This window comes from Pseudoalteromonas sp. SG43-5 (assembly GCF_014164345.1).
Taxonomy (GTDB): domain Bacteria; phylum Pseudomonadota; class Gammaproteobacteria; order Enterobacterales; family Alteromonadaceae; genus Pseudoalteromonas; species Pseudoalteromonas distincta.
On sequence record NZ_JACJFA010000012.1, the window covers coordinates 98,760 to 125,245 of the forward strand.

A 26,486-nucleotide genomic window follows, 5' to 3' on the forward strand; every position below is an offset into this window, starting at 1 on the left:
GGGGGCGTTATGAAGTTAACATCAAAAGGCAGATATGCCGTTACAGCTATGCTGGATGTTGCACTACACACAGGTGTAGGTCCTGTAGCCCTTGCTGATATTTCACAAAGACAAGAAATTTCTTTGTCTTACCTTGAACAATTATTTGCTCGTTTACGTAAAAATGGCCTAGTAAGTTCTGTTCGTGGACCTGGTGGTGGTTATTTACTAGGGCGTGAAGCGGGCGTTATCTCTGTTGGCGATATTATTAGCGCCGTAGACGAATCGGTCGATGCAACACGTTGCCAAGGTGCCGATACCGGCTGTCAGAGTGGTATGCGTTGTTTAACACATAATTTGTGGTCAGACTTAAGCGCACGCATAGAAGAATTTTTGAATAATATTACCCTTGCTGAATTGGTGGAAAAATCAGATGTGAAAGAAATAGCATCGCGCCAAGATAACAGTATCAATAATGCAATTAAGCAGTTGGAAAACATTCAAGTAAGCTGTCAACTTTAAGGTTGACCTGCAGCGGAGAGAGAAATGAAGTTACCGATTTATTTAGATTACGCAGCGACCACGCCTGTTGATGAACGTGTTGCTAAAGAAATGATGCAGTGCCTGACAATGGACGGTAAGTTTGGTAATCCTGCGTCACGCTCACACCGTTTTGGTTGGCAAGCAGAAGAAGCTGTTGACCAAGCGCGTACAGATATTGCTGATTTAATTAATGCAGACCCACGTGAAATTGTTTTCACATCGGGTGCAACAGAATCAAATAACCTTGCTATTAAAGGTGCAGCACAGTTTTACAAGAAAAAAGGTAAGCACGTTATTACCGCTAAAACTGAGCATAAAGCTGTAATCGACACATGTCGTGAGCTTGAGCGCCAAGGTTTTGAAGTAACTTACATGGACGTTGAAGAAAACGGCCTACTTGATTTACAAAAACTTGCCGACACAATGCGTGACGACACAGTACTTGTAAGCATCATGCACGTTAATAACGAGCTAGGTGTGATTCAAGATATCGCGACTATTGGCGAAATGTGTCGCGAACGTAAAATTATGTTCCACGTAGATGCAGCGCAAAGCGCGGGCAAAGTATTAATCGACGTGCAACAGCTTAAAGTTGATTTTATGTCGTTCTCTGCACATAAAGTGTATGGCCCTAAAGGTGTTGGTGCACTTTACGTTCGTCGTAAACCACGTGCTCGCCTTGAAGCGCAAATGCACGGTGGCGGACATGAACGCGGTATGCGCTCTGGTACACTAGCAACTCACCAATTAGTGGGTATGGGTACTGCGTTTAAAATTGCTAAGCAAGATTTCGAAAAAGATCACGCACACATCAGCGCCTTACGTAATCGTTTAATCGACGGCATTATGGCTGATATGGACGAAGTATACTTTAACGGCACACAAGACCAATCAGTACCGGGTATTGTAAACATCAGCTTTAACTTTGTTGAAGGTGAGTCGTTACTTATGGCAGTAAAAGACATTGCAGTATCGTCAGGTTCAGCCTGTACATCTGCAAGCTTAGAGCCTTCTTATGTATTACGTGCACTTGGCCGTAACGACGAATTAGCACATAGCTCAATTCGTTTTAGTATTGGTCGCTTTACTACCGAAGAAGAGATTGATTACACCGTCGAATTAATGAAAAACTCTATCGGTCGCCTACGTGAGATGTCTCCACTTTGGGAGATGCATCAAGAAGGTATTGATTTAGATTCAGTTGAATGGGCTCACCACTAATAGTGTGAGCACATACCCTAGCAGGTAATGAGGATAGAATAATGGCTTATAGTGATAAAGTAATCGACCACGTAGAAAACCCACGTAACGTAGGTACTCTAGATAAGAACGATCCGTCAGTGGCAACGGGTATGGTAGGCGCACCAGCATGTGGTGACGTAATGAAACTGCAAATTAAAGTATCTGCCACTGGCGTTATTGAAGATGCAAAATTCAAAACCTACGGTTGTGGTAGCGCAATTGCTTCATCTTCACTTGTAACAGAGTGGGTTAAAGGCAAAACGCTAGACGAAGCAGCGACAATTAAAAACACTGATATCAGTGCAGAGCTTGAGTTGCCACCAGTGAAAATTCACTGTTCAATTTTAGCCGAAGACGCAATTCAAGCAGCAATTGCAGACTACAAAAGCAAACAAGCGAAGTAAGAAGAGAAACTCATGGCAGTGACATTGACAGATGCGGCAGCAAACCGCGTACAATCATTTTTAGCAAACCGCGGTAAAGGTTTAGGCCTGCGCGTTGGCATTAAAACGACGGGCTGTTCAGGTCTTGCTTATGTACTTGAGTTTGTTGACGATTTAAACGAAGACGATGAAACTTTTGCGGCTAAAGGTGTCACATTAATTGTTGACGCTAAAAGCTTAGTTTACATCGATGGCACAGAGCTCGACTACACTAAAGAAGGCTTAAATGAAGGGTTTAAATTTAATAACCCGAATCAAGCAGATGAGTGTGGTTGTGGCGAAAGCTTTACCGTTTAAGCTTTAAATATCTTTGTAGTATAAATAAGCCCTGCCAGTTAATGTAGGGCTTTGTTATTTCTGAATATTATTGGTTGAAGTTATGCGTTACTTTGAATTATTTGCAGTCCCCGTTGATTACAATATTGATTTAGCAACGGTTAACAAGCACTACTTGGAATTACAGCGTACTGTACATCCCGATCGCCACGCGAATGCGAGCAGCCGCGATAAGTTAATGGCTGTGCAAAGCACTGCCGAAATTAACGATGCGCTACAAACATTAAAGCACCCAGTAAAACGTGCTGAATATATGTTGAGCGAGCTAGGCGTTGATATTCGTGCAGAGCAGCAAACCTTGCAAGATCCAATGTTTTTAATGCAGCAAATGGAACTTCGCGAAGAACTTGAAGAGCTAACATCAGCTAGCGATCCTGATACCGCCATTGCAAATTTTGAAAAACAAATTAAGCAATTAAACGCGCAATACAGTGCACAACTTGCTGAGCAATTAGCAAGTAATGATGAGCAGCAATATCAACTTGCCGCAGATAATATTCGTAAACTGAAGTTTGTTTATAAGTTACGTGAAGAACTAGAGCGTATCGAAGACAGTTTATTTGACGATTAATTACTTGCTGCAAAGCGAGCAACACGAGTTTAAAGAGCATTATGGCATTATTGCAAATTGCTGAGCCGGGGCAAAGCGCGGCACCACACGAACATAAACTAGCAATTGGTATTGACCTTGGTACAACTAATTCATTAGTTGCAACAGTGCAAAGCGGCGAAGCCCGCACGTTAACTGATGATCTTGGCGCGGCTATGTTACCGTCGGTTGTTCGTTATCAAGCAGGCGGTATTACTGTTGGCGCAGAAGCTGCACAAGCAGCAACGCAAGACCCTGCTAACACACTTATTTCGGTTAAGCGTTTTTTAGGTAAAACTCAGGCTGAAATAGGGCAAAGTTATGGCCAACTACCGTATGAATTTTGTGAGCACAATGGTGCGCTAGCAATAGAAACTGCGGCAGGTAAAATTAGTCCAATTAAGGCATCAAGCCATATTTTAGCCGCATTAAAAGCACGAGCTGAGCAAAGTTTTGGCAACCAAGAAATTTTAGGGGCTGTAATTACAGTACCAGCGTACTTTGATGACGCGCAGCGCCAAAGTACTAAAGATGCCGCAGAGCTTGCTGGTATTAACGTACTACGTTTATTAAATGAGCCAACAGCAGCAGCGGTTGCTTATGGTTTAGATTCAGGTCAAGAAGGTATTATTGCAGTTTACGATTTAGGTGGTGGTACGTTTGATATATCAGTACTTAGATTACACCAAGGTGTGTTTGAAGTAATGGCAACCGGTGGCGACTCTAGCCTCGGCGGCGATGACTTTGATTCGCTCCTTGTTGATTACTTTAAGCAGCAAACAGGTGTGTCAGCATTATCACCTTCAGTTTTACGTTTATTTATCAATAAAGCAAAAGCGTGTAAAGAAGCATTAAGCCAATACGCTAAAGTAAACGTGGGCCTTGAGTTTGACGATCAAAAATACACCGTTGAAGTAACGCGCGAAACGTTTGATGAAATGGCTATGCCACTAATTAAAAAAACGCTGCGCTCGTGTCGTCGTGCTGTAAAAGATGCTGGCATTGAAAATGAAGAAGTGCTGCAAGTTATTATGGTAGGCGGTTCAACCCGTATGCCATTGGTACGTAGCCAAGTACAAAGCTTTTTTGATAAAGAGCCGCTAACTTCAATCGATCCTGATCGTGTTGTAGCCTTAGGTGCGGCGCTTCAAGCCGACGTGTTAATTGGCAATAAGCCCGATTCTGACATGTTATTGCTTGATGTATTACCATTATCGCTTGGGCTTGAAACTATGGGTGGTTTGGTTGAAAAAATCATTCCGCGTAATACAACGATTCCGGTAGCACGCGCACAAGAATTTACAACGTTTAAAGACGGTCAAACAGCCATGTCATTACATGTGCTGCAAGGTGAGCGTGAGCTTGTTGATGATTGTCGATCGCTTGCTAAGTTTAGCTTAAAAGGTATTCCACCAATGGCGGCAGGCGCTGCGCATATTCGTGTAACCTTTAAAGTTGATGCTGATGGCTTATTAAGTGTTTCAGCTATGGAAAAATCAACAGGTGTACAAGCTGAGATTCAAGTTAAGCCTTCGTTTGGTTTATCTGATGACCAAGTAGCTAACATGCTAAAAGAATCAATGAGTAACGCTAAAGGCGACATGCAAGCGCGTATGCTTAAAGAGCAACAAGTAGAAGCGTTGCGTGTTATAGAAGCGCTTAATGCATCACTTGAAGCCGATGGTGCATTACTTGACGATACGCAACTAGCTAACTTACGCGCTGAAATTGCAGAACTGGTAAAAGTGCGCGAAAATGCACAAGAGCCTGGCGAAATTAAATCAGCTATCGAAAAAGTCGATAATGCGAGTAGCGACTTTGCATCGCGTAGAATGGATGCATCAATTAAAAAGGCCCTTACAGGGCAGTCAGTAGACAACATTTAAGAGAGATTAGAATGCCACAAATTGTTTTTCTTCCACATCCTGAATTATGTCCTGACGGCGCTGCAATTGAAGCTCCTACAGGTCAAACGGTACTCGACGCTGCGCTTAAAAATGGTATTAGCATTGCGCATGCTTGTGAAAAATCGTGTGCATGTACTACGTGTCACTTAGTGATTCGTGAAGGATTTGACTCACTTGAAGAAAGTGATGAGCTAGAAGACGACATGCTAGATAAAGCATGGGGCTTAGAGCCTGAGTCACGCCTTGGTTGCCAAGCAATTATAAGAGATGAAGACCTAGTGGTTGAAATACCTAAGTACAATCTCAATATCGTTAATGAAGAGCACTAGTTTTTAACGATCTATATATTAAAAGCCGCTGTTTGATACAGCGGCTTTTTTGTTTGTGAATTGTAGGCGTGACGAGCAAAGCTCGTAAGTTATTTTGCAGGCAAGCAAAGCTTGCTGGCGTTATGTGTTTTAACTCTAGGTTATAAATATAGAAGCTGCGCTTCTCACGTGAGCAAAGATCCTAAAATGTTAGCCTTGGCTCTATGCCACGCATTAAAAGCTAACACCTTAAAACGTAATTTTGGAGGTTTATTTTGAGTAATCTTATTTTTTCTGACTCATTTATTAACGGCGAATTTTATAAAACCGATACGCGCTTTAGCGTTAACGATCCCGCTACCGAAAAAAGTATTGTTGAAGTAAGCGATATTGACGAGCAGGGTGTAAATAGCGCAGTAACCGCAGCTCAAGGGGCTTTTGTTAAGTTAAAAACGACAAATGCCACTGAGCGAAGCGAAACCTTGATGCGCTGGTATGAGCTAGTAGTAAAACACAAGCAAACACTTGCAGAGCTAATGACCAAAGAGCAAGGCAAGCCACTCAAAGAATCTCTTGGTGAGATTGATTACGGTGCAGGTTTTATCAAATGGTTTGCAGAAGAAGCCAAACGTAGTTACGGAGATGTAATTCCGCCAACAGATGACTCGCACCGTTTAACCAGCTTTAAGCAGCCTGTCGGTGTTGTAGCTGGTATAACGCCGTGGAACTTTCCTATTGCTATGGTTACTCGTAAAGTAGCGCCAGCCTACGCTGCGGGCTGTAGCTTTATACTTAAACCTTCTGAGCACACACCACTTTGTGCTATTGCGCTTGCTCACCTGGCCGATCAAGCTGGTTTTGTTAAAGGTGCATTTAATGTACTGGTTTCTCAAGATGCCAAAACAGTAGGTAAAATGCTGACTGACTCAGAAGTCGTGCGTAAGTTTACATTTACCGGTTCTACAGGTGTAGGTAAGCAGTTGCTATCGCAATGTGCTGACACAATTAAACGCACCTCGATGGAGCTTGGCGGTAATGCACCTTTTATTATTTTTGATAATGCCGACTTAGATGAAGCTGTTGAAGGGCTTATGGCGGCTAAATTTAGAAACAGTGGACAGGCATGTGTTGCTGCAAACCGTATTTTTATACAGCGTAATATTCTCGACAAAGTACTGTCAAAAATCACGCCAAAGGTTGCAGCGCTAAAAGTGGCAAATGGTTTTGAAGACGATGTTGATATTGGCCCACTCATTTACCCTAAAGCCAAAGAGAAAGTACAACAGTTAGTACAAGACGCACTCGATAAAGGTGCGACGTTGATTGGCGATAATAGTGACTTAGGTGGCAGCTTTCAAAACCCATTAATAGTAAACAACGTAACTACAGAGATGGATATTTACCACGAAGAAGTATTTGGTCCAGTATTGACGGTTATTCCTTTTGATGAAGAAAGTGAAGTGCTTGCGCTTGCTAACGATGTACCATTTGGTCTAGCGGCCTACTTTTACAGCCAAAACATTAAGCAAGTCTACCGAGTTAGTGAAGGGCTTGAATTTGGTATGGTCGGCGTAAATGAAGGTGTTATATCAAACCCAGTAGCGCCATTTGGTGGTGTTAAGCAATCTGGTTTAGGCCGAGAAGGCGGTCATCAAGGGCTTGATGAGTACTTAGAAGAAAAGTACGTGTGTATTAAAATATAACGCCCGTTAAGTTTATGAGCGCGAATTTACTTCGCGCTTTTTTATGACGTTAATATGGCAGATATATGAACTTTATCTTTTACTGTTGCTACACAAAGCACTAAATGCTACCTTTGGGCACATATTTTTTGTTAATAAAACAATACAAAAAAAACAAATAAAAAGTAAAAGTATTTCTATAAGTAGAAATAACCCCGTGTGTAAATGCCACCGTCAGGTGGCATTTTTTTGTTTGAATAGTCATAGACTGTAATAAGCACATTTTGAATAAAGATATTACTTTATAAGTGCTAACTTATAGGTGTATAACCAGGTAAGTTATCAAAATCTACCTCATCTAGCTGCTTTGGGTTAGCATATTCGTTGATATAATTTTTATAGACTTCTGACTCAATAAAAATAGCAAAAATATCAGGATCAAGGTGATTATTACTAACCATGTTCCCTAGAATATTCAAACATTCACTTACCGGTTTTGCTTTTTTATAGGGCCTGTCTACGGCAGAGAGTGCTTCAAAAATATCCGTAATAGCCATTAACCTTGCAGGCACCGACATTTGTTCTTTGGTTAAACCTCTTGGGTAACCAGTACCGTCAAGTTTTTCATGATGACCTAAAGCATATTCAGCTACATTACTAAGATGTTTAGGGAACGGCAAAATATCTAATATATTTTTAGTTATATCCATATGGCGTTTCATGATTTCGCGCTCACCTTGGGTAAGTGTGCCGCGTCGTATCATGAGGTTTTCTACTTCATCATCAGTCAGTAGAGGTGTTTCTTCGCCGTTTATTTTAAGCGAATACTGTTTTGATATTCTCAGTATATGGGCTTGTTCTTCTTCGCCCAAAAACTCACCGCCAATATTCACCCGCTGTAATAATGCACGGTCGAGGGCTAGTTGTTTAAGCTCAGTTTCAAGCAATCGTTCAAATTGTAAAACCTCAACCGACTTGTTCTGTTTTATTGCTGAAATAATTTGCTGCTGATAAGAGAGTTCTAAATCTCGACTAATTATTTCAAACTTAGCATCAATAAACTCTATGCGATCGAAAATAGTCTCTAACTTGGTCGACTTTTCCATAATATGATCAGGAGTAGCAATTTTCCCACAGTCATGTAGCCATCCCGCAACACTTAGTTCATGGCGATCCTCTGGGCTCATTATAAAATCTGCTAGTGGACCTTTATCTATTTTATGCACTGCATCAGCAAGCATTAACGTCAGTGCTGGTACCCGCTTACAGTGGCCGCCCGTGTGAGGAGACTTTTCATCTATTGCCATTGCGATAGCTTCGGCAAACGTTGAAAAAAGCACTTCCATATCTTTAACTAAAGTAGAGTTAGTTAGTGAAATAGCGCCTAAAGAGGCAAAAGATCGAATCAGAGTGACGAGCTCTTCACTAAAAGGAATGTTTTTATTTTGCGCATCTTTTACATTTATAAGCTGGATTACACCAATAATGTCATCTTCATGATCTTTTAAAGGAATTGTTAGCATGGACTCAGAACGATAACCCGTACGAGCATCCATTTTGCGTGCAGCGCTCATATCAAAAGGCAAGGCATCATACACGTCAGGAATATTTATTACTTCCCCTGTATTAACAGAATGCGCAACAATAGCGGTGTCATTTGGTTTGCCATCAATAAAAAGATCTATATTAGGAAAATCAACAGGACCACCTAATGTGCCGCCTAAATAAAGATTCAATGATTTGTTTATTACTGTTTCAAACTTTAGTTGTTTGTTTGAGGTAATAGAGTAAATGCTGCCAGCATCAGAATTTGCTATCGACATTACAACTTGCAGTATTTCATCAAGTAACTTAGACGAGTTTTTTTCGGTTGTTAGTCTAATGCTAATATCGATAAAGTGTTGAAGATTTGTTTTGTCTTTAATGTGCTGTCGCATATGTTTACTACTTTTGAGTATGTTTGAAGGCACCATTCCAATCCTTAGCTAGTGTTTGCAAATCAGTGCCCTTAATACGTTCAATAAAAATGGCATAAATGTTGGGGCTAAATACGGTTGTACTGTGTAGTTCTTTAAATAAGCTAAGTGCTTGTGGCCAGTTTTTATTATAAAAAAGCGTTATGGCCTGCTGCGACTTTTTAACTTCATTTAACTGCTCTTCATCGAGCTTATCTGTAAAGTTTATAGGTTCAAACAACTGTACAGCAGCTGCTTTACCAACAACTTGCACTTTATCTATTAGACGAAATGAAATATGAGGGCATTCCTTCATTGTCTCTTCTGTAACAAGAATAGCTACGCCATAAAATTTGGTCAAGCTTTCTACTCTAGCACCTAAATTAACAGTATCACCAAGAACTGTATAGGCTTTACGGTAAACCGAACCCATATCACCTACATTCATGTCGCCAGTACTTAAACCGATACCTATTTTTATTGCAGGCTGGTTGTTTTCTGCAAATAACTGATTTATTTTCGTTAACCCGTGGATCATAGACATTGCGGCTTCAACACCATGGCGAGCGTGATTTTCATCTTTTAGTGGGGCATTCCAAAATGCCATCACCATATCGCCTACGTACTTATCAATAGTTCCGTGATGATCAAATATGATTTTGGTAATAGCCGTAAGATATTCGTTTAAATATTCACTTAACTGATGAGGGGTCATACTTTCTGATAGTGAAGTGAAACTACGAATGTCGGCAAACAACACCGTCATATTTTTTCGCTCACTTTTTTGAGATAAACTTTTACCTTGAAGTATCATTTGGTTTATTCGCTCAGGAGGAACATATTGGTCAAACATAGATTTTATTTTTCGGCTGTGTTTCATTTCAGCGATAGAGCCTACAATGATGTAATAACCGGCTAATATAATGATAAGTAAAAGAGGCATTAATAAAGGTAAACTAATTTTTTGTACTGACCATAAATAAACGTTTAAAAATATAACGACACTTGTGACTGTAAGAGACAAAACAATAATAAAACGTGCGCTCTTAGCGTGGCTAAAAAACGACAGTACGCAACCCGTCAATGCAATGATGAGTAAGCTTGCTCCCTGTGACCAATTAGGTTTAGATGGCAGTAGCTCTGGGTGCATTAACCCTTCAAATATATTGGCATGAACCTCCACACCCGGGTATTGCAAACCAACAGGTGTTGATCTTAAATCAGCAAGCCCTACGGCGGAAGTACCAATAAAGGCTACTGTGCCTTCTAATTCATCTAAACCAATTTTTTTGGTCAAAATATCGGTAGCCGAATAATAGGGGAAGCTATGCGCACGCCCTTTGTAAGGAATTAATATTTGCCCATACTCATCAGTTTGAATCCACTTATCTTGAAACTTTATACCTTCGAATAAGGTTATACCATCTAACCTATTGGAACGGGTTTCTATGTTTTCAGCAAGGGTATAAAGTCGAGCAACTTCAAGTGCTAAAGAAGGATAAAGCTTATCGCCAACTCGATTTATAAGAGCTGCTTTACGTATAAAGCCATCTTCGTCAATATGTGCATTAATAAAGCCGGTGCCCGTTGCAGCATTTTGTAACTGTGGAATATTTACAATAGCACCAGGAAACTGGTTTATTTGTGAATTAGTGTGCTCTTCGCTTGCCCATACAACACTGTTTTTAGCTGGCAAGTTTTGATTAGTCAGTTGTTCATCAATTAGTAAAAAACCAAGAACAGTATCATTTTTAGATAATGCGCTTGCTAGTTTTGTGTCTGCATCGACTTGTTTAGTAATTTCAGCAAAGGGGATGGTGTACTTTTTTGATAAATCAGGAATCTCAGACATAATTTTTGTAACAGGGTTTTCTTCCTGTTCAGAAAAAAATATATCGAATGCAATAACAATAACACCTGCATCACTAAGCTTTGTAACAAGGTCTGCTAATTTTGAGCGACTCCAAGGAAAGCGTCCTTGTTCTTGCATGCTCTTTTCATCGATATCAATTATTACAACGGTTTCATCTATGCGCCTAGGCGTCTCTGAAAGCGTCAGTAATAATCGAGAGTCGTATATTATACCTTCTACACGGTTAACTAACTTTGCAAGCGACCCAGTTGAAAATAACTCTATTGATGCAATTAATAATGTAATAACAGCGCCAATAAAAAAGTGCTTTGAGGTAATGGGTTTTAAGAAGCTAATGAGCAACGCTCCTTGATAGACTAAAAATCAAAAACTCGTCCTTCTCGGCCGCATTCTATTTTTACCTGTTGAGCGTACTGCGTGTGTAAATACTTTTCTATAGAGACTAACTGTTCATCGGTTCTTGATGGATCGTGGCTAATAATAATCACATTTTTAATATTCGCTTTTATAGCAAGCTCAGCAACCTGATCTATGGTGCTATGACCCCAACCATGCTTAAGAGGCAAGTCTGCATCTATAAATTGAGCATCGTGAATTAGTAAATCAGCGCCTTCAATAAAATTACTCCATTCGCAAATACTTGTGTTTAGCTTGTCTGGTGGGTTTAGCTCATTGTCGGTAACGTAAGCTATCTTTTTTTCATCTGCTTTAATGCAATAAGCAGTACCGCCACCAGGGTGATTCAGTGGAGCAGTAGAAACCAAAAAACCGTTAAGTGTAAATTGCTTTTGAGACGATAAATCAGTATTAAGCGTAATATTGGCAGGTAAATCCTGATAACACACAGGAAAGTACGAACCACTCATTTGCTTTAATATGGCATCTTGGCTTTTTTTATCATCAACGTTGCCAGCTACAATGGTTATATTGCGGTTGGGCTGGTAGATAGGTTTAAAAAAAGGAAACCCTTGAATATGATCCCAATGATTGTGCGTTAGCAAAATATTGATAGGACTTTGTGTTTCTAGTAAACGTGTACCGAGTTCTACAATACCGGTACCAGAGTCTAAAATAAGATCTTTACCGTTGTTTTGTTCAATGTACACACATGAGGTATTTCCCCCAAAAATGTGTGTATTACTTCCAGCTGAAGGCATCGAGCCTCTAACACCAAAAAATTCAACTTTCATAATTTAAGGCTAAGCTCCATCTGCTTCAAAATTGAATTTAGAAATACTAACATTGTTAGAGTTAGTGTCATTACAGGTGGTACTTACAACAACTTGGGTATCATTTTGCAGAATGATTGAAGTAAACACATGCGTACTGACACATTGGCTCGCTTCATAAAATCCGGCACCACTGGCTCCAAACGTATTATCTAAAGTACCGTCAGTTAAAATGCGCGCTAACATTCCTTTATTGTTAGCCTTGCCTGCTAAAATAAGTTGATTGCTGCTATCTAGCGCTGCACCACTTAGCTCAGTGTTACCGGTTGAGGCCAAAGTATATTCACCGACACCGTTTACGGCAAAGCTAGTATCAAGCGTACCCGTAACAAGCAACCTAATAACATTGGCTTTATTTGGCGAATCAATAAGGTTTGCTATTAAATATAACTTACCCGTTGTGTCAGTTAAAATCTGCACTATTTTATTGTCGGTATCTGTAGTTTCTTCACCTACATATTTAAAGACCTCAGTACCGTTTGAGCTCAACTTCAATGCGATTAGCTTTGAAGTGCCACTTAATACTGACTTACCACCAATGAAAATATCTGCATTGTCGGTATGTACGCGGTTATAGTACTCAAAAGCTGAGCCTATGATACTTCCGCCAGTGCCAAAGTTAGGCTCAAGGGTACCTTCTGGCGTCAACATTATAACGATTGGGCTAGGAGTGCCACTTATTACGATTGACCCAACAGTAATAATGTTACCGCTGTTATCAAGTGCAATATCTGTCAGGTTTACCAATTCTGCGCCACTGACAGAAGTTGTATATACACCATCTGTAGCAAATGAAGAGTCTAAATTACCAGACTGATCAACTTTAGCTACAAAGCCCGCTTCACCATTTTCACTATTTTTAGAGCCTGTAATAACTAAATTGCCGTCGCTTTGCTCGGTTAAAGCAACACGCGACTTACTCAAATCTATGGCGATTTCTTTATGGCCACTTTCGCTAAAGCTAGTATCGATATCACCCGCACTCGTAAAACGTGTTAATACTAACTTAGTAACTGAGTCCGATTTAGCCGTTGATGCAAGAATGTACTTACCGGCATGAGGGCCATTGCTCAGTTGTAAAACGTGCATTGATTGATCGTCAGATTCTGCGCTTATAGTATCAAAAGTAAGGTAGCCAACATCAGCAAAATTGGTAAATAATGCAGCTTGATCGTCTATCGCAGTAACGAAAGGTTTTGTGTTTGAGTCGTCATTAACGCCAGCTATCCATACGGTGTCGTTTGAGTCTATAGTTGCTGCTTTTGCAAATTGTTTGCCATTAATACCCGAAATAATATTAATTCCAGATGTGCCATAAGCACTATCAAGTGAACCATCAGCAGTTAGAATTCGAGCAGAAAATAACTTTTCAGTAGCTGAAATCCCAGTTGTGCCTGACAAAATAATTTCATTTTTTATAGGTTCGTATTTTATGCCGGTTATATCCGCCCCACCATTTCCACTTCCGCCATTACCATCAATATCGTAAATAGCAGTACCTGCATCACCAAAACTCGTTATAAGAGTACCCGTTTTATCAATAGCCAAAACCACGGCTTCTTTTTCACCACTATTACGAGTTATGTAACCACCTACAAAAGCTGTAAAGTCGGTGTTTTTAGCGCCGCCAATTGCAAATAGTTCGTCATCTTTATTATTCTTGGACAAGTCGAGCGATAATGCTGCGCTACCATTAAAACTTCCATTGTTTTCACCATCAGAAATTAAATAACGTATAAGTATGTCTTTATCGCCAGTTGCACTTGTGACACTGCCAACAACCATAAGATCAGAGCTATTAAAGTTTTTAATAGCAAACGCTTCGTCATCTCTACTAGCGCCGCTCACATCGACAATTTTAGGGCTTCCGGCTTCATAAGCGAGCGTAGATATATCGTATTTTATCCATAAGCTATCGCTGTCGTTACCATTAAATGACTTACCAACAGCCTGAATTTTATTGTCGCTAAATTCAAGGTCATTAATCACGAGGGTGCTTGCTAATGCGGTACAGTGAATACCTGAGTTATTATCTCCAGAGTTATTACTTAATACGCCAGCGGTATTCATTTTCAACAAACATGCTTCGGTATTTGTGCCATCAAAACTAGTGTAAGCAACAAAGAGGCTTGTACCATCAGAGATGATAGCTGTTGCTTGTTCATCATTTTCTAAATCTAATACTTTAACGCCATCACCATTAAATGCTGTATTTATCACACCACTCGTTGTATACGATGCAATAACAATATCTTTGTCGCTGTTATTACTAAAACCTACAAAGTAAAGGTTATTATTTAGCTCAATACTGTCATTAAATTCACCGCTTGAAAAAACTCCAGAAAGCTCAAGTTCACCTGTTATAGGGCGACCAAATGTTTCATCTTCAACAGGAACTAGGGGCTCCATATCATCAGTGATATCAATTATTATATTAATAGGAGTTGTTTCGTTAGGCGTACCGTCGTCAGTAATAGCTAGGCTCAATATGTACTGAGGAGTTGTTTCAAAATCAAACGGGCTTTCACCTTTTACAGTTAATAAGCCAGAATCATTATTTATTTCGAATATGGGGGCACCACTGAGTATGGTGTAACTTAAATTTTGGTTCTCAATGTCTGAGGCACTGACAGTCCCAATAGTGTCGCCATCGGTTGCGTTTTCGCTAATATTAAAACCTTGGTTTGACGCAACTGGAGCATCGTTAATAGGAGCAATCGTAATTGACAAACTACCAGTATCTGTAGCGTTATTCCCATCATCAACAGTATAACTGACAACAACAATACCGTTGGTATTTACAGCCGGTGTGTACTGTAGTTTGTTATCAATAACGGATACTGAACCGCTATCGGCTGACGCTGCTGTTATGCTTAGGCTATCACTATCAGCGTCTAAATCATTAATCAACACATCAATGAGTAGCGGTGCTGCATCTTCATCCATCGTTGCCGTGTCAGCATTTGCTATTGGAGCATCATTTACAGGTATAATAGTGATAGTTAACGTTGTTGTACTGGCACCGCCGTTGCTATCACTTACAGTATAAGTAACTGTTGCTAAGCCGTTGTCGTCGGCTTCCGGTGTGTATTGAATTTGATTGCTAAGCACTGATACAGAGCCAATATTAGCTGATGCTGCGCTTATGGTAAGGCTGTTGCCATCCGCGTCAGAGTCATTTACCAATACGTTTATTAGTATTGGCGCTGCATCTTCATCTATTGTAGCTGAGTCTGCGTTTACAATTGGAGCATCGTTTACGGGAGTAATAGTGATAGTTAACGTTGCTGTACTGGCGCCGCCATTGCTATCGCTTACAGTATAAGTAACTGTTGCTAAGCCGTTGTCGTCGGCTGCCGGTGTATATTGAATTTGATTGCCAACCACTGATACAGAGCCAATATCAGCTGATGCTGCGCTTATGGCAAGGCTGTCGCCATCCACGTCTGAGTCATTTGCTAATACATTTATTAGTATTGGCGCTGCATCTTCATCTATTGTAGCTGAGTCTGCGTTTGCTATTGGAGCATCGTTTACGGGAGTAATAGTAATTGTTAAGTTAGTAGTTGCAGTACCGCCGTTCCCATCATTTATTGTGTAGTTAATAATTGCTGTTCCATTTGTATTAGCAGTAGGCGTATATTGGATTTTATTATCAACAACAGATGCAGAACCTATATCTGCAGTAGCAGCTGTTATCACAAGAGTATCGCCATCAATGTCGGAGTCGTTAGCTAATACGTTAACTAATAACGCAGGAGCATCTTCGTTCATCGTTACTGAATCAGTATTTGCAGTAGGGGCATCATTAACAGGTGTAATGGTAATCGTCACACTTGCTGTTCTGTCGTTTATACCTTCATTACCAGTGCTATAACCATCAGTAATGGTGTAAGTTAGTACTATCTCACCTGAAAAATTTGCTGGTGGAGTAAACTGTATTTTTCCGGCGACAATAGTCGCTTCACCAGCAGTATTTTCTATATTAGAAATAGTAATTGTATCGCCATCTGCATCAGTGTCGTTAGCTAGCACATCTAATAAAGATGCAGAGCTGTCTTCGTCTAACGTATATTGATCGTCATTGGCTTCTGGAAAAGTATTAACGCCGCTTTCACTTAAGGTTACTTGAGCTGTTGCAGTTAAGCCTTGCTCATTTGAAATTGAATAGGTAAAGCTATCTACACCAATAAAACCTAAGTCTGGCTGATAGGTAAACGAGCCATCAGCATTTAATGTAAGTTCGCCATTTTGAGTTGCATTAATTGCCGTGGTATTAACCGATAAATCGCCAGCCTCAATATTAAAGTCGTTAATTAACAAGCCATTTTGTACTGTTACTTCAAATAGTTTATTTTTGCTAAATTGATAGGCATCATTTTGTGCAACAGGGTTATCGGGTTCGCTGTTTATTACTAAAGTTACTGTGGCTGTAGAGGTTGCACCTAATGAGTCTATAGCTTGATATTGAAATTGATCAACACCATTAAAGTTAGCATCCGGCACATAACTAAAGCTGCCATCAGTTGCTAATAATAGTTGGCCATGTGTGGGTGCCACCATAAACGTTTCATCAACTGAAAAACTGTCATTATTTGGGTCAGTATCGTTACTAAGCACACCATTGGCTACTGTAACCACAAGTGTTTCATCTTCGCTTAAACTATAGCTATCATTTTTTGTAATAGGGGCTACGTTAGTGTTTGAGCTTACAATAGTTACATTTGCAATAGCCTGAGCACCTTGTGCATCAACAACTCTATACTGAAAGCTGTCTTGGCCTTGCATATTTTGCTCGCCTTGGTATTCAAAGCCACCATTATCAAAAAGGGTTAATTGTCCTCTGGTTGGTTCGCTAACCGGCGTTGTATCAACAGTTAAGTCATCTAAGTCTATATCGCTATCGTTTATAAGTAAGCCTGGCGATAGGACAACTAAGGTTCCATTATTTGTAATGCTGTAAGTATTATCAAGCGCAATAGGAGCGTCGTTAACAGCTAAAATGGTTATCTCTACAACTGCGGTGTCCGTCATACCTAGCTCGTTAGCAACTTGATAGCTAAATGCATCTTCACCATTAAAGTTTGCAATAGGGATATAAGTAAAATCCCCATTTTCATTTATATTAAGAGTGCCATGCTGCGGTATAATTAATGCATCTGCATTTACACGTAAATCACCACTGTATTGATTCGTATCATTCGTTAGAACGTTACCTTGCAGAGTTTGATCTTCATTTATCTGAAACTGATCGACATTTGCCTCTGGTGCAAATGCAAGCTCTCCACCCACTGGTGCTATGTTTATTATATTAGCAAAACCACTTTCACCACTGCCATCAACACCGGTAATAAGTACTTGGTAACTTTTATCTGTAAGTGACTCGGTAATGCTTAATGCAGTATCTTGAATACTTAAAAATTGTTGCCCATTCTCTAATTCATTAATATTAGTAGATGTGACTCCAGCTTGAGTTGCAATATAAACGTTGTAACGATTAAGTTCGGGGTTGGCTTGCCACGAAAGATTAATATTATCTTCGTCTCGTTGTGCTGTAACACCTTCAATTTGATATGGTTGCCAGTTAAAAGTGATTGCATCAGCAAGTACCTGATTATTTAAAGTGTCAGTTATCCATATTTCAAGACGTATTTCCCCTGGAGTTACGCCATAAAGTGCAGGGCTGAGGCCTATAATTGACTTTTCGTAGCCAACACCACAATCAGAAGAACACAGTGATATGCTTTTATTAACGCTAGGGAGTACTAAATTAACTTCAGCAATGCCATCAGTATCCGAAGCTTCAAGTAAAAAAGAAACATTACCTTGTACGGTGTCGTTTGTTTGTGGAAAAACAATATTAGCGCGAGTATTAGCTAAACTTGCTCCAACAACTCCTCTACTTGAAGTGACAGCACCTAAAACTTTTGTACTCTTGGTTTGATTACTCGCTATAACACCAGCCAAATTAATATAGCTAGTCACCGTTGGCGGTATTACTTCAGCCGTAGGTGATTGTATTGCCTCTTGAGTGGGACTTTCTTCTGAGCCTCCACAGGCACTTAACAAAAACACCATAGAACCAAGCAAAAATAAATTTTTTGCTGTCATTTTAAATACTCCATAATAAAAGCTTTGTATCCAATGTGTTTATGGTTCTAATTTAAAAGAACCGCTAGCATTTACATCAGGATTATTTATTTCGTTAAGATTAAAGTTGCCAGTAATGTTGTCTAAGTCATTCAAAAATATTGCATCAACATCGCCCTCGGCTTTATTGTTACCATGGGATGCAAATGTAACGGCCAGCTCAAGTTCGCTTAAATTTATTAAGCCGCTGTAAGCTGCATACCAGTTTCCACCGGCATCATTAAAACTAATTTCGCCATCAGGCACGGTGCCATTATCAAAATCAACTGCCATAGTCATAGCAAAGTCAGTAACAGCACCCACACTCGAATTTACATTAAAGCTTGATGCCTCATAGTTAAATACACCTTGGCGCTGAGCTATTTGATCGACTAAAGATGCGCTGCTAACAGTTTGAAATTGTTGTTCAGAATATATATCCATAACACCTGTATCAGCTTCAAAAGCATTTACTTCAACTTCAGTTACCGATGCTTGCTCAGTTTCTTCTTCGTTGTCGTCTTTAGGATCAATTGCTACTATATTTTGATCAAACACGCGTGCCGCACGTGTCGTTTTAAATACTTCACCAGTGGCTGTAATTTGTGCAAACGAAAATGCTTCGTTATCACCCAAAGAAACCACGTTATTATTTTCTAACGTTAAATCTATTGCGCCATCCCATACCGCTAAAAATACATCGCCTTTAACCAGCTGAACTTCAAAATGCGTTCCGCGTATACCAATAGAGCCTACGGGAGTTTTTACACTATAAGAGCCGCCATTTTTTTTAATTACGCCGGAAATAGAGCGTAAACCGCCTTTAAGTAACTCAATAGAAGCAGAACCTTGTTGGGTATTGTCATTAAATTCGTAGTTAGCAATATTTAATACTGAGTTTTCTTTTAAGGCTATTAAACCACCATCCAACATCGAAAATTGCGCTTTGCTTTTCTCTCCAGTCGTAATGCGATCTACGCCAAAAACAGTATCTCTGCGCTGCAATTGTCGTTGTTGTTCATTGCTTCCATCAACCGCGAGTACAGAGCCTCGTGCTAAAATAGTTTTACCAGCAGGGTCGTTTGCTTGTGTATAAAAACTTACACAAAGTAAAGTGGTAATTACAGGGAGTAAATGTTTCATAAATACCTTAAATTAAAATGAGTAAGAAGCGCTTAAATTGATATCTAAACGGTCATATTCGAATAAAGAAATATTACTGGATTTATCTTGATAGTTGGCAGCCAACTGTATGGCTAAATCGCGATTAACTAAGTAGCGAACAGAAGTTGAGAACATAAAGAGGTTATCGGCACGTTCTTGTAAAAATAAAGGGTGATCATCTTTATAATTAATCCATTGGTATCCAGCAAGAGATAACAACTGCCAATGTTGAGCCAACTGAGTGTTCACTTGGTAGTACAAGCTCGTAATATTACGGCTATTAAATTCACCCTCAGTAATGTCAGCTTCCTCGCTTTTAGCGTTAATGCTTAAGCTTTGAAACCAATTTTTAGCTGCATAGCTAGCACCTGTATTTATCGCATAAAATGAGTTATCGAGCTTTTCATCAAATCTATTGTTTAAAACACCCGCAGTCAAAGAGCTAAATAAATTAACTTGTTTATTTAGCGTAAAATTAGCTCCGGCCGTTAAAGCTGATTCAGTACGATAAAGTTCGCCATCAAGCATCAACGGAGTGGTAGCAACTCGTGCAAACCAACTTATGTCATTTTGTTTATATTGATAGGCGGCATTAATGTGCGCATTTATACGATCGTATTGACTGAGTTCTTCAAACTTGTACCACCCGGTATCAATACTTAAAGTGATTAAGCTTTTTTGATCAATAGGGTGAGAGTACTTTCCTCTGTAATTAAGTCGTGCATAGTTGTCCTGCGTACTTTTACTTTCTGGCGATAGCAAAAACTCACCAATATTAGGAATTATAATCGTATTTTCTGCTGTACCCGCGTTTACGTTGCCATCAACGCCAAGGGCAAGCTCAATATTCTGTTTATAAGAGCGTCCAGCTTCTTGTTGCTTAAGTGCAGCAGTTTCTAGCAATGACTGTGCTGAAGACTTTATATTATTAGGTGTTTCAGGTGAGTTAATGAGTATTAAAGCTTGGGTATCGGCAGCAGGTAAATTATTAACTGTCAAATAAGCGCGAACTAAGTACAAGCGAGCTTCATACCATCTAGGATTATTTTCAACCACGCGTTCAAAGGCAAATACAGCTGGCGCCGCATGCCCTGTTTTAAGTGCACTGACCCCTAATAAAAAGTCGTATACGGGTTCGCCTAGGTACTGGTATTCGCTATTACTTTTTTGATAAGCCTGAGTGTATTTTTTTTCAGAAACTAATTTTTGAAGCTCAATCAATAGCTTATTGAATTCATCATTGCTTTGAGCCAATGAGTTAAAGCTCATTACAGCTAAACAACTACACAGTAAATTTCCTAAAACCTGTTTAATCATGCTTAATTTTATATCCCAGTAGAAGTTTGATGTTTTGTAAAAAGTGATGCCAACATTAGAAACCTACCACTTTTTGTAGCTAAGTATAGTTAATACAGTCACATTGGTTAATTAATTGTAGATAAGTAACGAGTTATACCAATCCGCGATAATACTTAATCATTTTGCGGGGCTAAACGTGTCGCTACCAGTGTTAAAAAATTCTCATTTACGACTGCATGGATGCCGAAGGTAGAGCAATGCAGGAGCAATTGCCGAGAACAACTAAATAGCGAATTTTTTGCCAAGCTATCAACATGTTTTTCCATCCTCAAAATAGATCACTTAATTAAGCGAATTGGTATTAAATACTTGTTTATTAAATATTATTACTAATTAGGGCGTGTTGATCTTTGTGGATTGAAATTTTTTATCTAGGGATGATTTAATCGCTGCGTGAGATTTGTAAATTAGTGGGTTTAACTAGAGTATTAATAATTGTGTTGCAAGGTTAATATATTAGAAGGTTTTAGAGTTTATATTACAGAGTAAAGATAGGGTATAAATATGAAGGCTTACTAGGAAAAAAGTGGGGCGATTGACGGGGCTTGAACCCGCGACAACCGGAATCACAATCCGGGGCTCTACCAACTGAGCTACAACCGCCACTACACACACCTTGTTTGGTGTGGCGCGCATAATACATAAAATAATAATTGTTGTGAAGCCCAAAAGTGAAATAAATTAAAATAATTTAAATCAGGCAAATATAATTAGTATTTAGTCGTTAATATTTTTTCAAGGTAGGCTATGTTTTATCGCATAAATACCTCTAAAAAATCGAATATACTTGCATTTAATAGTATTAATTCATTATTTCATGAGAATAAATTGTAAATTAATGTATAATAATGCCCGAAAACGCTTAATAAAAAACATTTGGAGTAAATATGGATTCAGTACTTAATTGGCTTAATGATAACTCAGGCCTAATTTTACACTACGGTATACAAGCTGTTGTTGCGCTTGTTATCTTTTTACTTGGTAGTCGTGTTGCTAAGTTTTGTTCTAACTTAACTGAAAAAGGTTTTGCTAAAAAGAAAGTAGATAAAGCTGTCGGTTCATTTGTTTCAAGTATTGTGTACACACTTGTATTTGCTGTAACTATTTTAATGGCACTTTCGCAAATTGGCATTGAAACAACTTCGTTCATTGCTATTTTAGGTGCTGCCGGCTTAGCTGTTGGTTTAGCATTGCAAGGTTCATTATCTAACTTCGCATCAGGCGTACTAATTATTTTACTTCGTCCATTTAAGTCTGGTGACTTTGTTGAAGCAGGTAATAAAATGGGTACGGTTAAAAAAATCGAAATATTCTCAACTGAACTACGTACTCCAGATAATAAAGTAATTATCGTACCAAACTCTCAAATAATGTCTGGTGCTATTACTAACTTCTCACGAGAGTCTACTCGTCGTATCGATTTAGTTATTGGTGTTGGCTACGATGCTGATTTACGTCACGCAAAAGAAGTATTAAAATCTGTATTAGATGCAGAAACACGCATACTTAAAGATCCAGCTTACAATGTATCTGTAAATGAGTTAGGCGATTCAAGTGTTAACTTTATTGTTCGTCCTTGGGTTAACGCTGCTGATTATTGGCCTACTTACTGGTCATTAATGGAAAATATTAAAATCGCATTAGATGATGCAGATATTACTATCCCATTTCCACAAATGGATGTTCACTTTCACAAGCAAGACTAATTTTAAATAGTTATTTAATTAAAGTTATCTTTAATTGTTATAGTGCTAAAGAGCTATTAAACATAAAATTTTCATGCGGTATTTGCTGCATGAAAATTTTTTACATTATTACTTAGCTGTTTAGCTTGCTCTAACAAGTAATGCTTTAATAAAATAGATGTACATTTATACAAAGGTTATTTTTTTAATGAAATTAAAGCTTTTATCAGTTTTAGTTGCGGCTTCTGCTGCAACAAACGCATTTGCTGCAGACGCAGAAAAAAGAACATGGGAAGTTACCAGTGAATTAGGTGCTATTGTCACAAGTGGTAATACAGAAACGACCACGCTTAAAGGTGGCATTAAAGTTCAGCACAACCTTGAACACTGGAACAACGAATACAAGCTAGACGGCATCTACAAAGAAGATGAAGTTGAAGATGCTAATGGTGACAAAAACAAGCAGCGCACTAACGAGAAGTATTCAATTTCTGCACAAGGTAATTACAAATTAAATGAAGATCATTCTCATTTATTCATTTATGGTTCACACGTTTCAGATTATTTTGGAGCGTATAGAAGTGAGTCAGTAATTTCTGCAGGTTACGGTTTACGTTTATTAAACGAAAAAACTATGTGGCTAAGTGCTGAAATTGGTCCTGGTTATAAATACTTTGAATACCCAGATGACAGCACTGAAGTTGATGACAACGGTAACTCTCTTGCTGGTGAATTTGAAGGCGAAGTAATTGCCTTGGGTAAGTTAGATTACAACTGGCAAATTTCTGAGAATGCACGTTTTACTCAATTAGTTGCTGTTGAGTACGGTGATACAAACACTAAAACTCGTTCTGAAACTGCATTACTTGCAAAAATAAACGGCTCGTTACAAATGAAAGTCGCTTTTAATGTCACTAACAACTCAGATGTTGCTGACGATAAAGAAAGCACTGACACTGAAACGTCATTCACGTTAGTTTACAGTTTTTAACCAATGTAGTTAAGTTAATGACACTAAAGTGACAAAAGGGACGAAAGTCCCTTTTTTATTTTCTTAAAATTAAGGTATTATAGCGGCCAATTTTGGTTGTAGACCTAGGGATATACCTACTCGTGAAAGTTTTTACACAATTTATTAGTGCTTTTATTCTACTTTGTAGTTTTAGTACTTTGGCTTTTACGCCAACAGCGTCTCAAATTGAGCAATTTAAAAAGTTACCTAAAGCTCAACAAGAAGCCCTCGCAAAACAATACGGTGTTGATATAGCAACGATCACTGGTACAAACCAATCTAATAATCAAAATAATACACAGCAGCAAAATAGTATTGGGGAGCGCGCAGAACCCGAAAAAGAAAAGCTTACAGATGAAGAGCGCTTTAAACCAAAAACAGACGAATTAAAGCCGTACGGTTACGAATTGTTTGCAGGTGAACCAACTACATTTATGCCAAGCGAAAATGCCGCAGTACCAGATACATATATTGTGGGCTCTGGCGATCAATTAAAAATAAACTTTTATGGTAAAGAAAGTGACAGTTTTGAAGTTATAGTTGACCGTGAAGGACGTATTAGTATTCCAGATTTAAGCCCTGTAGAAGTGGCGGGTTTAACTTTTGCTGAAATTAAAGAATTAGTAAAAGTAAAAGTAGAGCAAGAGGTAATAGGTGTAAAAGCGTTTGTATCGCTTGGTCAGCTTCGTAGCATGCGTATTTTAGTGCTAGGAGAGGCTTACAAGCCTGGTAGCTACAGTGTTTCTTCATTAACAACCGTTTCGCACGCATTATTCGTAAGCGGTGGCGTGTCTGACATTGCTTCTCTTCGTAATATTCAAGTTAAACGCGCAGGCAACGTAGTTGCAAACTTTGACCTTTACGACTTACTTATTAATGGCGATAGCAGTAACGATATCGTATTAAAGCCGGGCGATGCTGTATTTATTCCATCAGTTGGCGCTCAAGTAACAGTTGAAGGTGCAGTTAAACGTCCCGCTATTTTTGAACTTAAAAAAGGCGAGTCTGCTAAGCAGTTATTAGCGATGGCCGGAGGCCTTAAACCAAATGCATACGCTAAAAGCGCAATTGTAGAGCGCTTTAATTTCGATCGTAAAGAAGTACTCTCGGTCGATTTTTCAAAACCACAAATTAACTATATCCCACAAGATGGCGACCGCATTCGCTTTAATTCAGTTAGCTCGCAATATCAAAATTCAATTAGCTTAATTGGTGCAGTAGCACGCCCAGGTAATTATCAATGGCACCAAGGCAAGCGTATTTCAGATGTACTTAAATCTATACGCGGTGACCTACTACCGCAAGCTGATTTAAGCTACGGCCTCGTCATCCGCGAAATAAATGTAAACGGCGATATAGAAGCGCATCAGTTCGACGTTGCTCAAGCGATTATTAAAAATCCTGAAAACAACTTACAACTTAAAGCTAATGACAAGATAGTTGTATTTAGTCGTTTTGAAGAAAAAGAAGCAGAGCTATCAGCTCTAGCAAATATGGCCCTTAGCCAAGAGCAACAAGAGCAGCAACAAAAAGCAGAGCAATGGCACAAGTTTGAGCAAAAAGAGTTCGAAAAATACATTGGTGTTAATCAAGAAGACGAAGAGCTTGTTCTTGAAGACAATAAAATACTGACAATTGCTGAAATTTCTAAACGCAAAGCAAAAGAAGAGGCCGAGCAAGAGCTCAAACCTGAAGATTACGCATTATTTAGCCGTCATAATTTGTTAGCTCCAATTATTGCTAAATTTAAGCAGCAAGCATCAGTGCAGCAAGCGATGCAACTTGTCGAAATTAGTGGCAACGTTACTTTTCCAGGTATTTACCCGTTAATGGTTGGCGGTGAGGTAAAAGACTTAATTACAGCAGCCGGTGGGTTGCTTGAGTCGGCCTATGTAAAACAAGCTGAGATCACACGTATTATGGCAAGTGACGGCTCTAAAATTGAGCACTTAAGACTTGACCTTGAAAGTGCAATGCAAGGCGATCTTCAAAGTAATATTACATTACAAAGCAAAGACAGCATAAACGTATTCGCAATACCAAACTGGCAAGAAAACGTAAAAGTAGAATTAAAAGGTGAGCTTAAATTCCCTGGTACCTACACTATACGCCGAGGTGAAACGCTAACTGAATTACTTGAACGTGCAGGTGGCTTTTCAAGATTTGCAGAGCAAAAAGCGGCAGTATTTACTCGTGCATCAATTAAAGAGCAAGAGGAAAGGCAGTTAGCGCGTTTATCTACAGAGCTTCGCCGCGACATCGCCTCTAAAAGCTTCCAAAACTCCGTAAGCAGTAGCACGCTTTCGTACGAAGAGATGAATATGCTATTAAACGATCTTGCTAGTGTTGAAGCCGTAGGGCGTTTAGTAATTGATTTGCCATTAATTGTAAATAATCAACAAAATTTAGTACTGCAAGATGGTGACACACTTTATGTACCAAGCAAGCGTGATTCAATTAGCGTAATTGGTGAAGTTAATTACTCAACATCGCATCTTTATAAATCAGGTGTTAGTGTTGACGATTATATTGCGCTAAGTGGTGGGCTTAAAGAGCGTGCCGCTGAAGAGCAAATTTACATTATTAAAGCCAATGGTTCAGTGAAAATACCAAATACAGGTGGCTGGTTCGCAGCTAATAATGCAGAGCAATTAGAACCAGGTGACACGATTGTTATTCCAATGGATGCAAGCCACATGGATAAACTTACACTTTGGAGTACAGCTACGCAGATTATGTACCAACTAGGTGTTGCAGTTGCAGCTATAAGCGGTATCTAATTTATTAAGAGGCGCTAGAAAGGTAAGGGCTTTAATAATAGAGTTTTTTCTTTTCGCCGTAGCGCCTCAATGTACTCCGTGGTGCAAAACTATTTATAGGCGTAGCTTTAAGCCTTGCAAGTGTAGCTGCGGGCAGCATGCTTGGCATTACGGGCTACGGGTAACTCGGTAAGGCTACAGACCTAGCCTTAAAACAATAACTTGACGTGATATTCATGTTATACAATTTTGATAGCTGATAGCTGATAGCTGATAGCTGATAGCTGATAGC

17 protein-coding genes and 1 tRNA gene are annotated in these 26,486 nt (G+C 39.2%); 11 read left to right on the forward strand and 7 right to left on the reverse strand.

Annotated elements, in window-relative coordinates:
• Nucleotides 1-9 precede the first annotated feature (9 nt).
• The 8 genes from iscR to H5161_RS13400 all read left to right on the forward strand — a co-directional run bounded on the left by iscR (nt 10) and on the right by H5161_RS13400 (nt 7,050).
• Nucleotides 10-501, forward strand: a complete 492-nt coding sequence (gene iscR / locus H5161_RS13365) for a Fe-S cluster assembly transcriptional regulator IscR (RefSeq protein ID WP_002958424.1) — start codon at nt 10-12, stop codon at nt 499-501.
• 24 nt (nt 502-525) lie between these two features.
• Nucleotides 526-1,743, forward strand: coding sequence for an IscS subfamily cysteine desulfurase (locus H5161_RS13370; RefSeq protein WP_002958425.1), 1,218 nt, complete (start codon nt 526-528; stop codon nt 1,741-1,743).
• Nucleotides 1,744-1,784: 41 nt separating this feature from the next.
• Nucleotides 1,785-2,168, forward strand: a complete 384-nt coding sequence (gene iscU, locus H5161_RS13375) for a Fe-S cluster assembly scaffold IscU (protein ID WP_002958426.1) — start codon at nt 1,785-1,787, stop codon at nt 2,166-2,168.
• A gap of 12 nt (nt 2,169-2,180) precedes the next feature.
• Nucleotides 2,181-2,504, forward strand: coding sequence for an iron-sulfur cluster assembly protein IscA (iscA, locus tag H5161_RS13380; RefSeq protein WP_002958427.1), 324 nt, complete (start codon nt 2,181-2,183; stop codon nt 2,502-2,504).
• 82 nt (nt 2,505-2,586) lie between these two features.
• A complete protein-coding gene (gene hscB, locus H5161_RS13385) occupies nt 2,587-3,114 on the forward strand; it encodes a co-chaperone HscB (RefSeq protein WP_002958428.1) in 528 nt (175 codons plus the stop codon).
• A gap of 41 nt (nt 3,115-3,155) precedes the next feature.
• Nucleotides 3,156-5,018, forward strand: a complete 1,863-nt coding sequence (gene hscA, locus H5161_RS13390; protein ID WP_182769502.1) for a Fe-S protein assembly chaperone HscA — start codon at nt 3,156-3,158, stop codon at nt 5,016-5,018.
• Between the two features lie 11 nt (nt 5,019-5,029).
• Complete coding sequence (fdx, locus tag H5161_RS13395; protein ID WP_002958430.1) at nt 5,030-5,368, forward strand: ISC system 2Fe-2S type ferredoxin; 339 nt, start codon at nt 5,030-5,032, stop codon at nt 5,366-5,368.
• A 254-nt stretch (nt 5,369-5,622) separates the two neighbouring features.
• Entirely contained in the window at nt 5,623-7,050 is a 1,428-nt protein-coding gene (locus H5161_RS13400) for an NAD-dependent succinate-semialdehyde dehydrogenase (RefSeq protein ID WP_182769503.1), read from the forward strand.
• A 290-nt stretch (nt 7,051-7,340) separates the two neighbouring features.
• On the opposite strand, the gene H5161_RS13405 is transcribed toward H5161_RS13400, so the two are convergent.
• From H5161_RS13405 to H5161_RS13435, 7 genes are all read right to left on the reverse strand, one after another.
• A complete protein-coding gene (locus H5161_RS13405) occupies nt 7,341-9,002 on the reverse strand; it encodes an HD-GYP domain-containing protein (protein ID WP_182769504.1) in 1,662 nt (553 codons plus the stop codon).
• Complete coding sequence (locus tag H5161_RS13410; RefSeq protein ID WP_182769505.1) at nt 8,974-11,199, reverse strand: CHASE2 domain-containing protein; 2,226 nt, start codon at nt 11,197-11,199, stop codon at nt 8,974-8,976. The genes H5161_RS13405 and H5161_RS13410 overlap by 29 nt, the downstream gene beginning before the upstream one ends.
• A gap of 14 nt (nt 11,200-11,213) precedes the next feature.
• The gene (locus H5161_RS13415; RefSeq protein ID WP_182736652.1) at nt 11,214-12,047 is read right to left on the reverse strand and encodes an MBL fold metallo-hydrolase; all 834 of its coding nucleotides are present in this window, start codon (nt 12,045-12,047) and stop codon (nt 11,214-11,216) included.
• Nucleotides 12,048-12,056: 9 nt separating this feature from the next.
• A complete protein-coding gene (locus H5161_RS13420; RefSeq protein ID WP_182769506.1) occupies nt 12,057-18,197 on the reverse strand; it encodes an S-layer family protein in 6,141 nt (2,046 codons plus the stop codon).
• A gap of 39 nt (nt 18,198-18,236) precedes the next feature.
• On the reverse strand, nt 18,237-19,358 hold the full coding sequence (locus tag H5161_RS13425; RefSeq protein WP_182769507.1) for a FecR domain-containing protein: 1,122 nt from the start codon (nt 19,356-19,358) through the stop codon (nt 18,237-18,239).
• A 12-nt stretch (nt 19,359-19,370) separates the two neighbouring features.
• On the reverse strand, nt 19,371-20,696 hold the full coding sequence (locus H5161_RS13430) for a surface lipoprotein assembly modifier (RefSeq protein WP_182769508.1): 1,326 nt from the start codon (nt 20,694-20,696) through the stop codon (nt 19,371-19,373).
• A gap of 569 nt (nt 20,697-21,265) precedes the next feature.
• Nucleotides 21,266-21,341: transfer RNA gene (locus tag H5161_RS13435), tRNA-His, on the reverse strand.
• Nucleotides 21,342-21,625: 284 nt separating this feature from the next.
• Between H5161_RS13435 and H5161_RS13440 the strand changes: the two genes are divergently transcribed.
• The 3 genes from H5161_RS13440 (at nt 21,626) to H5161_RS13450 (ending at nt 26,215) form a co-directional block, all read left to right on the forward strand.
• Nucleotides 21,626-22,444 carry a mechanosensitive ion channel family protein gene (locus tag H5161_RS13440; RefSeq protein ID WP_002958438.1) on the forward strand — a complete coding sequence of 273 codons (819 nt, stop codon included), beginning with the start codon at nt 21,626-21,628 and terminating at the stop codon, nt 22,442-22,444.
• 187 nt (nt 22,445-22,631) lie between these two features.
• On the forward strand, nt 22,632-23,414 hold the full coding sequence (locus tag H5161_RS13445; protein WP_182769509.1) for a YdiY family protein: 783 nt from the start codon (nt 22,632-22,634) through the stop codon (nt 23,412-23,414).
• Between the two features lie 122 nt (nt 23,415-23,536).
• Nucleotides 23,537-26,215, forward strand: coding sequence for an SLBB domain-containing protein (locus H5161_RS13450; RefSeq protein WP_182769510.1), 2,679 nt, complete (start codon nt 23,537-23,539; stop codon nt 26,213-26,215).
• Nucleotides 26,216-26,486: the final 271 nt, after the last annotated feature.

Bases quoted from the DNA above. Each gene is read 5' to 3' on its own strand.
- iscR (WP_002958424.1), top strand. From the start codon at position 10: ATGAAGTTAACATCAAAAGGCAGATATGCCGTTACAGCTATGCTGGAT.
- H5161_RS13370 (WP_002958425.1), top strand. From the start codon at position 526: ATGAAGTTACCGATTTATTTAGATTACGCAGCGACCACGCCTGTTGAT.
- iscU (WP_002958426.1), top strand. From the start codon at position 1,785: ATGGCTTATAGTGATAAAGTAATCGACCACGTAGAAAACCCACGTAAC.
- iscA (WP_002958427.1), top strand. From the start codon at position 2,181: ATGGCAGTGACATTGACAGATGCGGCAGCAAACCGCGTACAATCATTT.
- hscB (WP_002958428.1), top strand. From the start codon at position 2,587: ATGCGTTACTTTGAATTATTTGCAGTCCCCGTTGATTACAATATTGAT.
- hscA (WP_182769502.1), top strand. From the start codon at position 3,156: ATGGCATTATTGCAAATTGCTGAGCCGGGGCAAAGCGCGGCACCACAC.
- fdx (WP_002958430.1), top strand. From the start codon at position 5,030: ATGCCACAAATTGTTTTTCTTCCACATCCTGAATTATGTCCTGACGGC.
- H5161_RS13405 (WP_182769504.1), bottom strand. From the start codon at position 9,002: ATGGTGCCTTCAAACATACTCAAAAGTAGTAAACATATGCGACAGCAC.
- H5161_RS13415 (WP_182736652.1), bottom strand. From the start codon at position 12,047: ATGAAAGTTGAATTTTTTGGTGTTAGAGGCTCGATGCCTTCAGCTGGA.
- H5161_RS13420 (WP_182769506.1), bottom strand. From the start codon at position 18,197: ATGACAGCAAAAAATTTATTTTTGCTTGGTTCTATGGTGTTTTTGTTA.
- H5161_RS13425 (WP_182769507.1), bottom strand. From the start codon at position 19,358: ATGAAACATTTACTCCCTGTAATTACCACTTTACTTTGTGTAAGTTTT.
- H5161_RS13430 (WP_182769508.1), bottom strand. From the start codon at position 20,696: ATGATTAAACAGGTTTTAGGAAATTTACTGTGTAGTTGTTTAGCTGTA.
- H5161_RS13440 (WP_002958438.1), top strand. From the start codon at position 21,626: ATGGATTCAGTACTTAATTGGCTTAATGATAACTCAGGCCTAATTTTA.
- H5161_RS13445 (WP_182769509.1), top strand. From the start codon at position 22,632: ATGAAATTAAAGCTTTTATCAGTTTTAGTTGCGGCTTCTGCTGCAACA.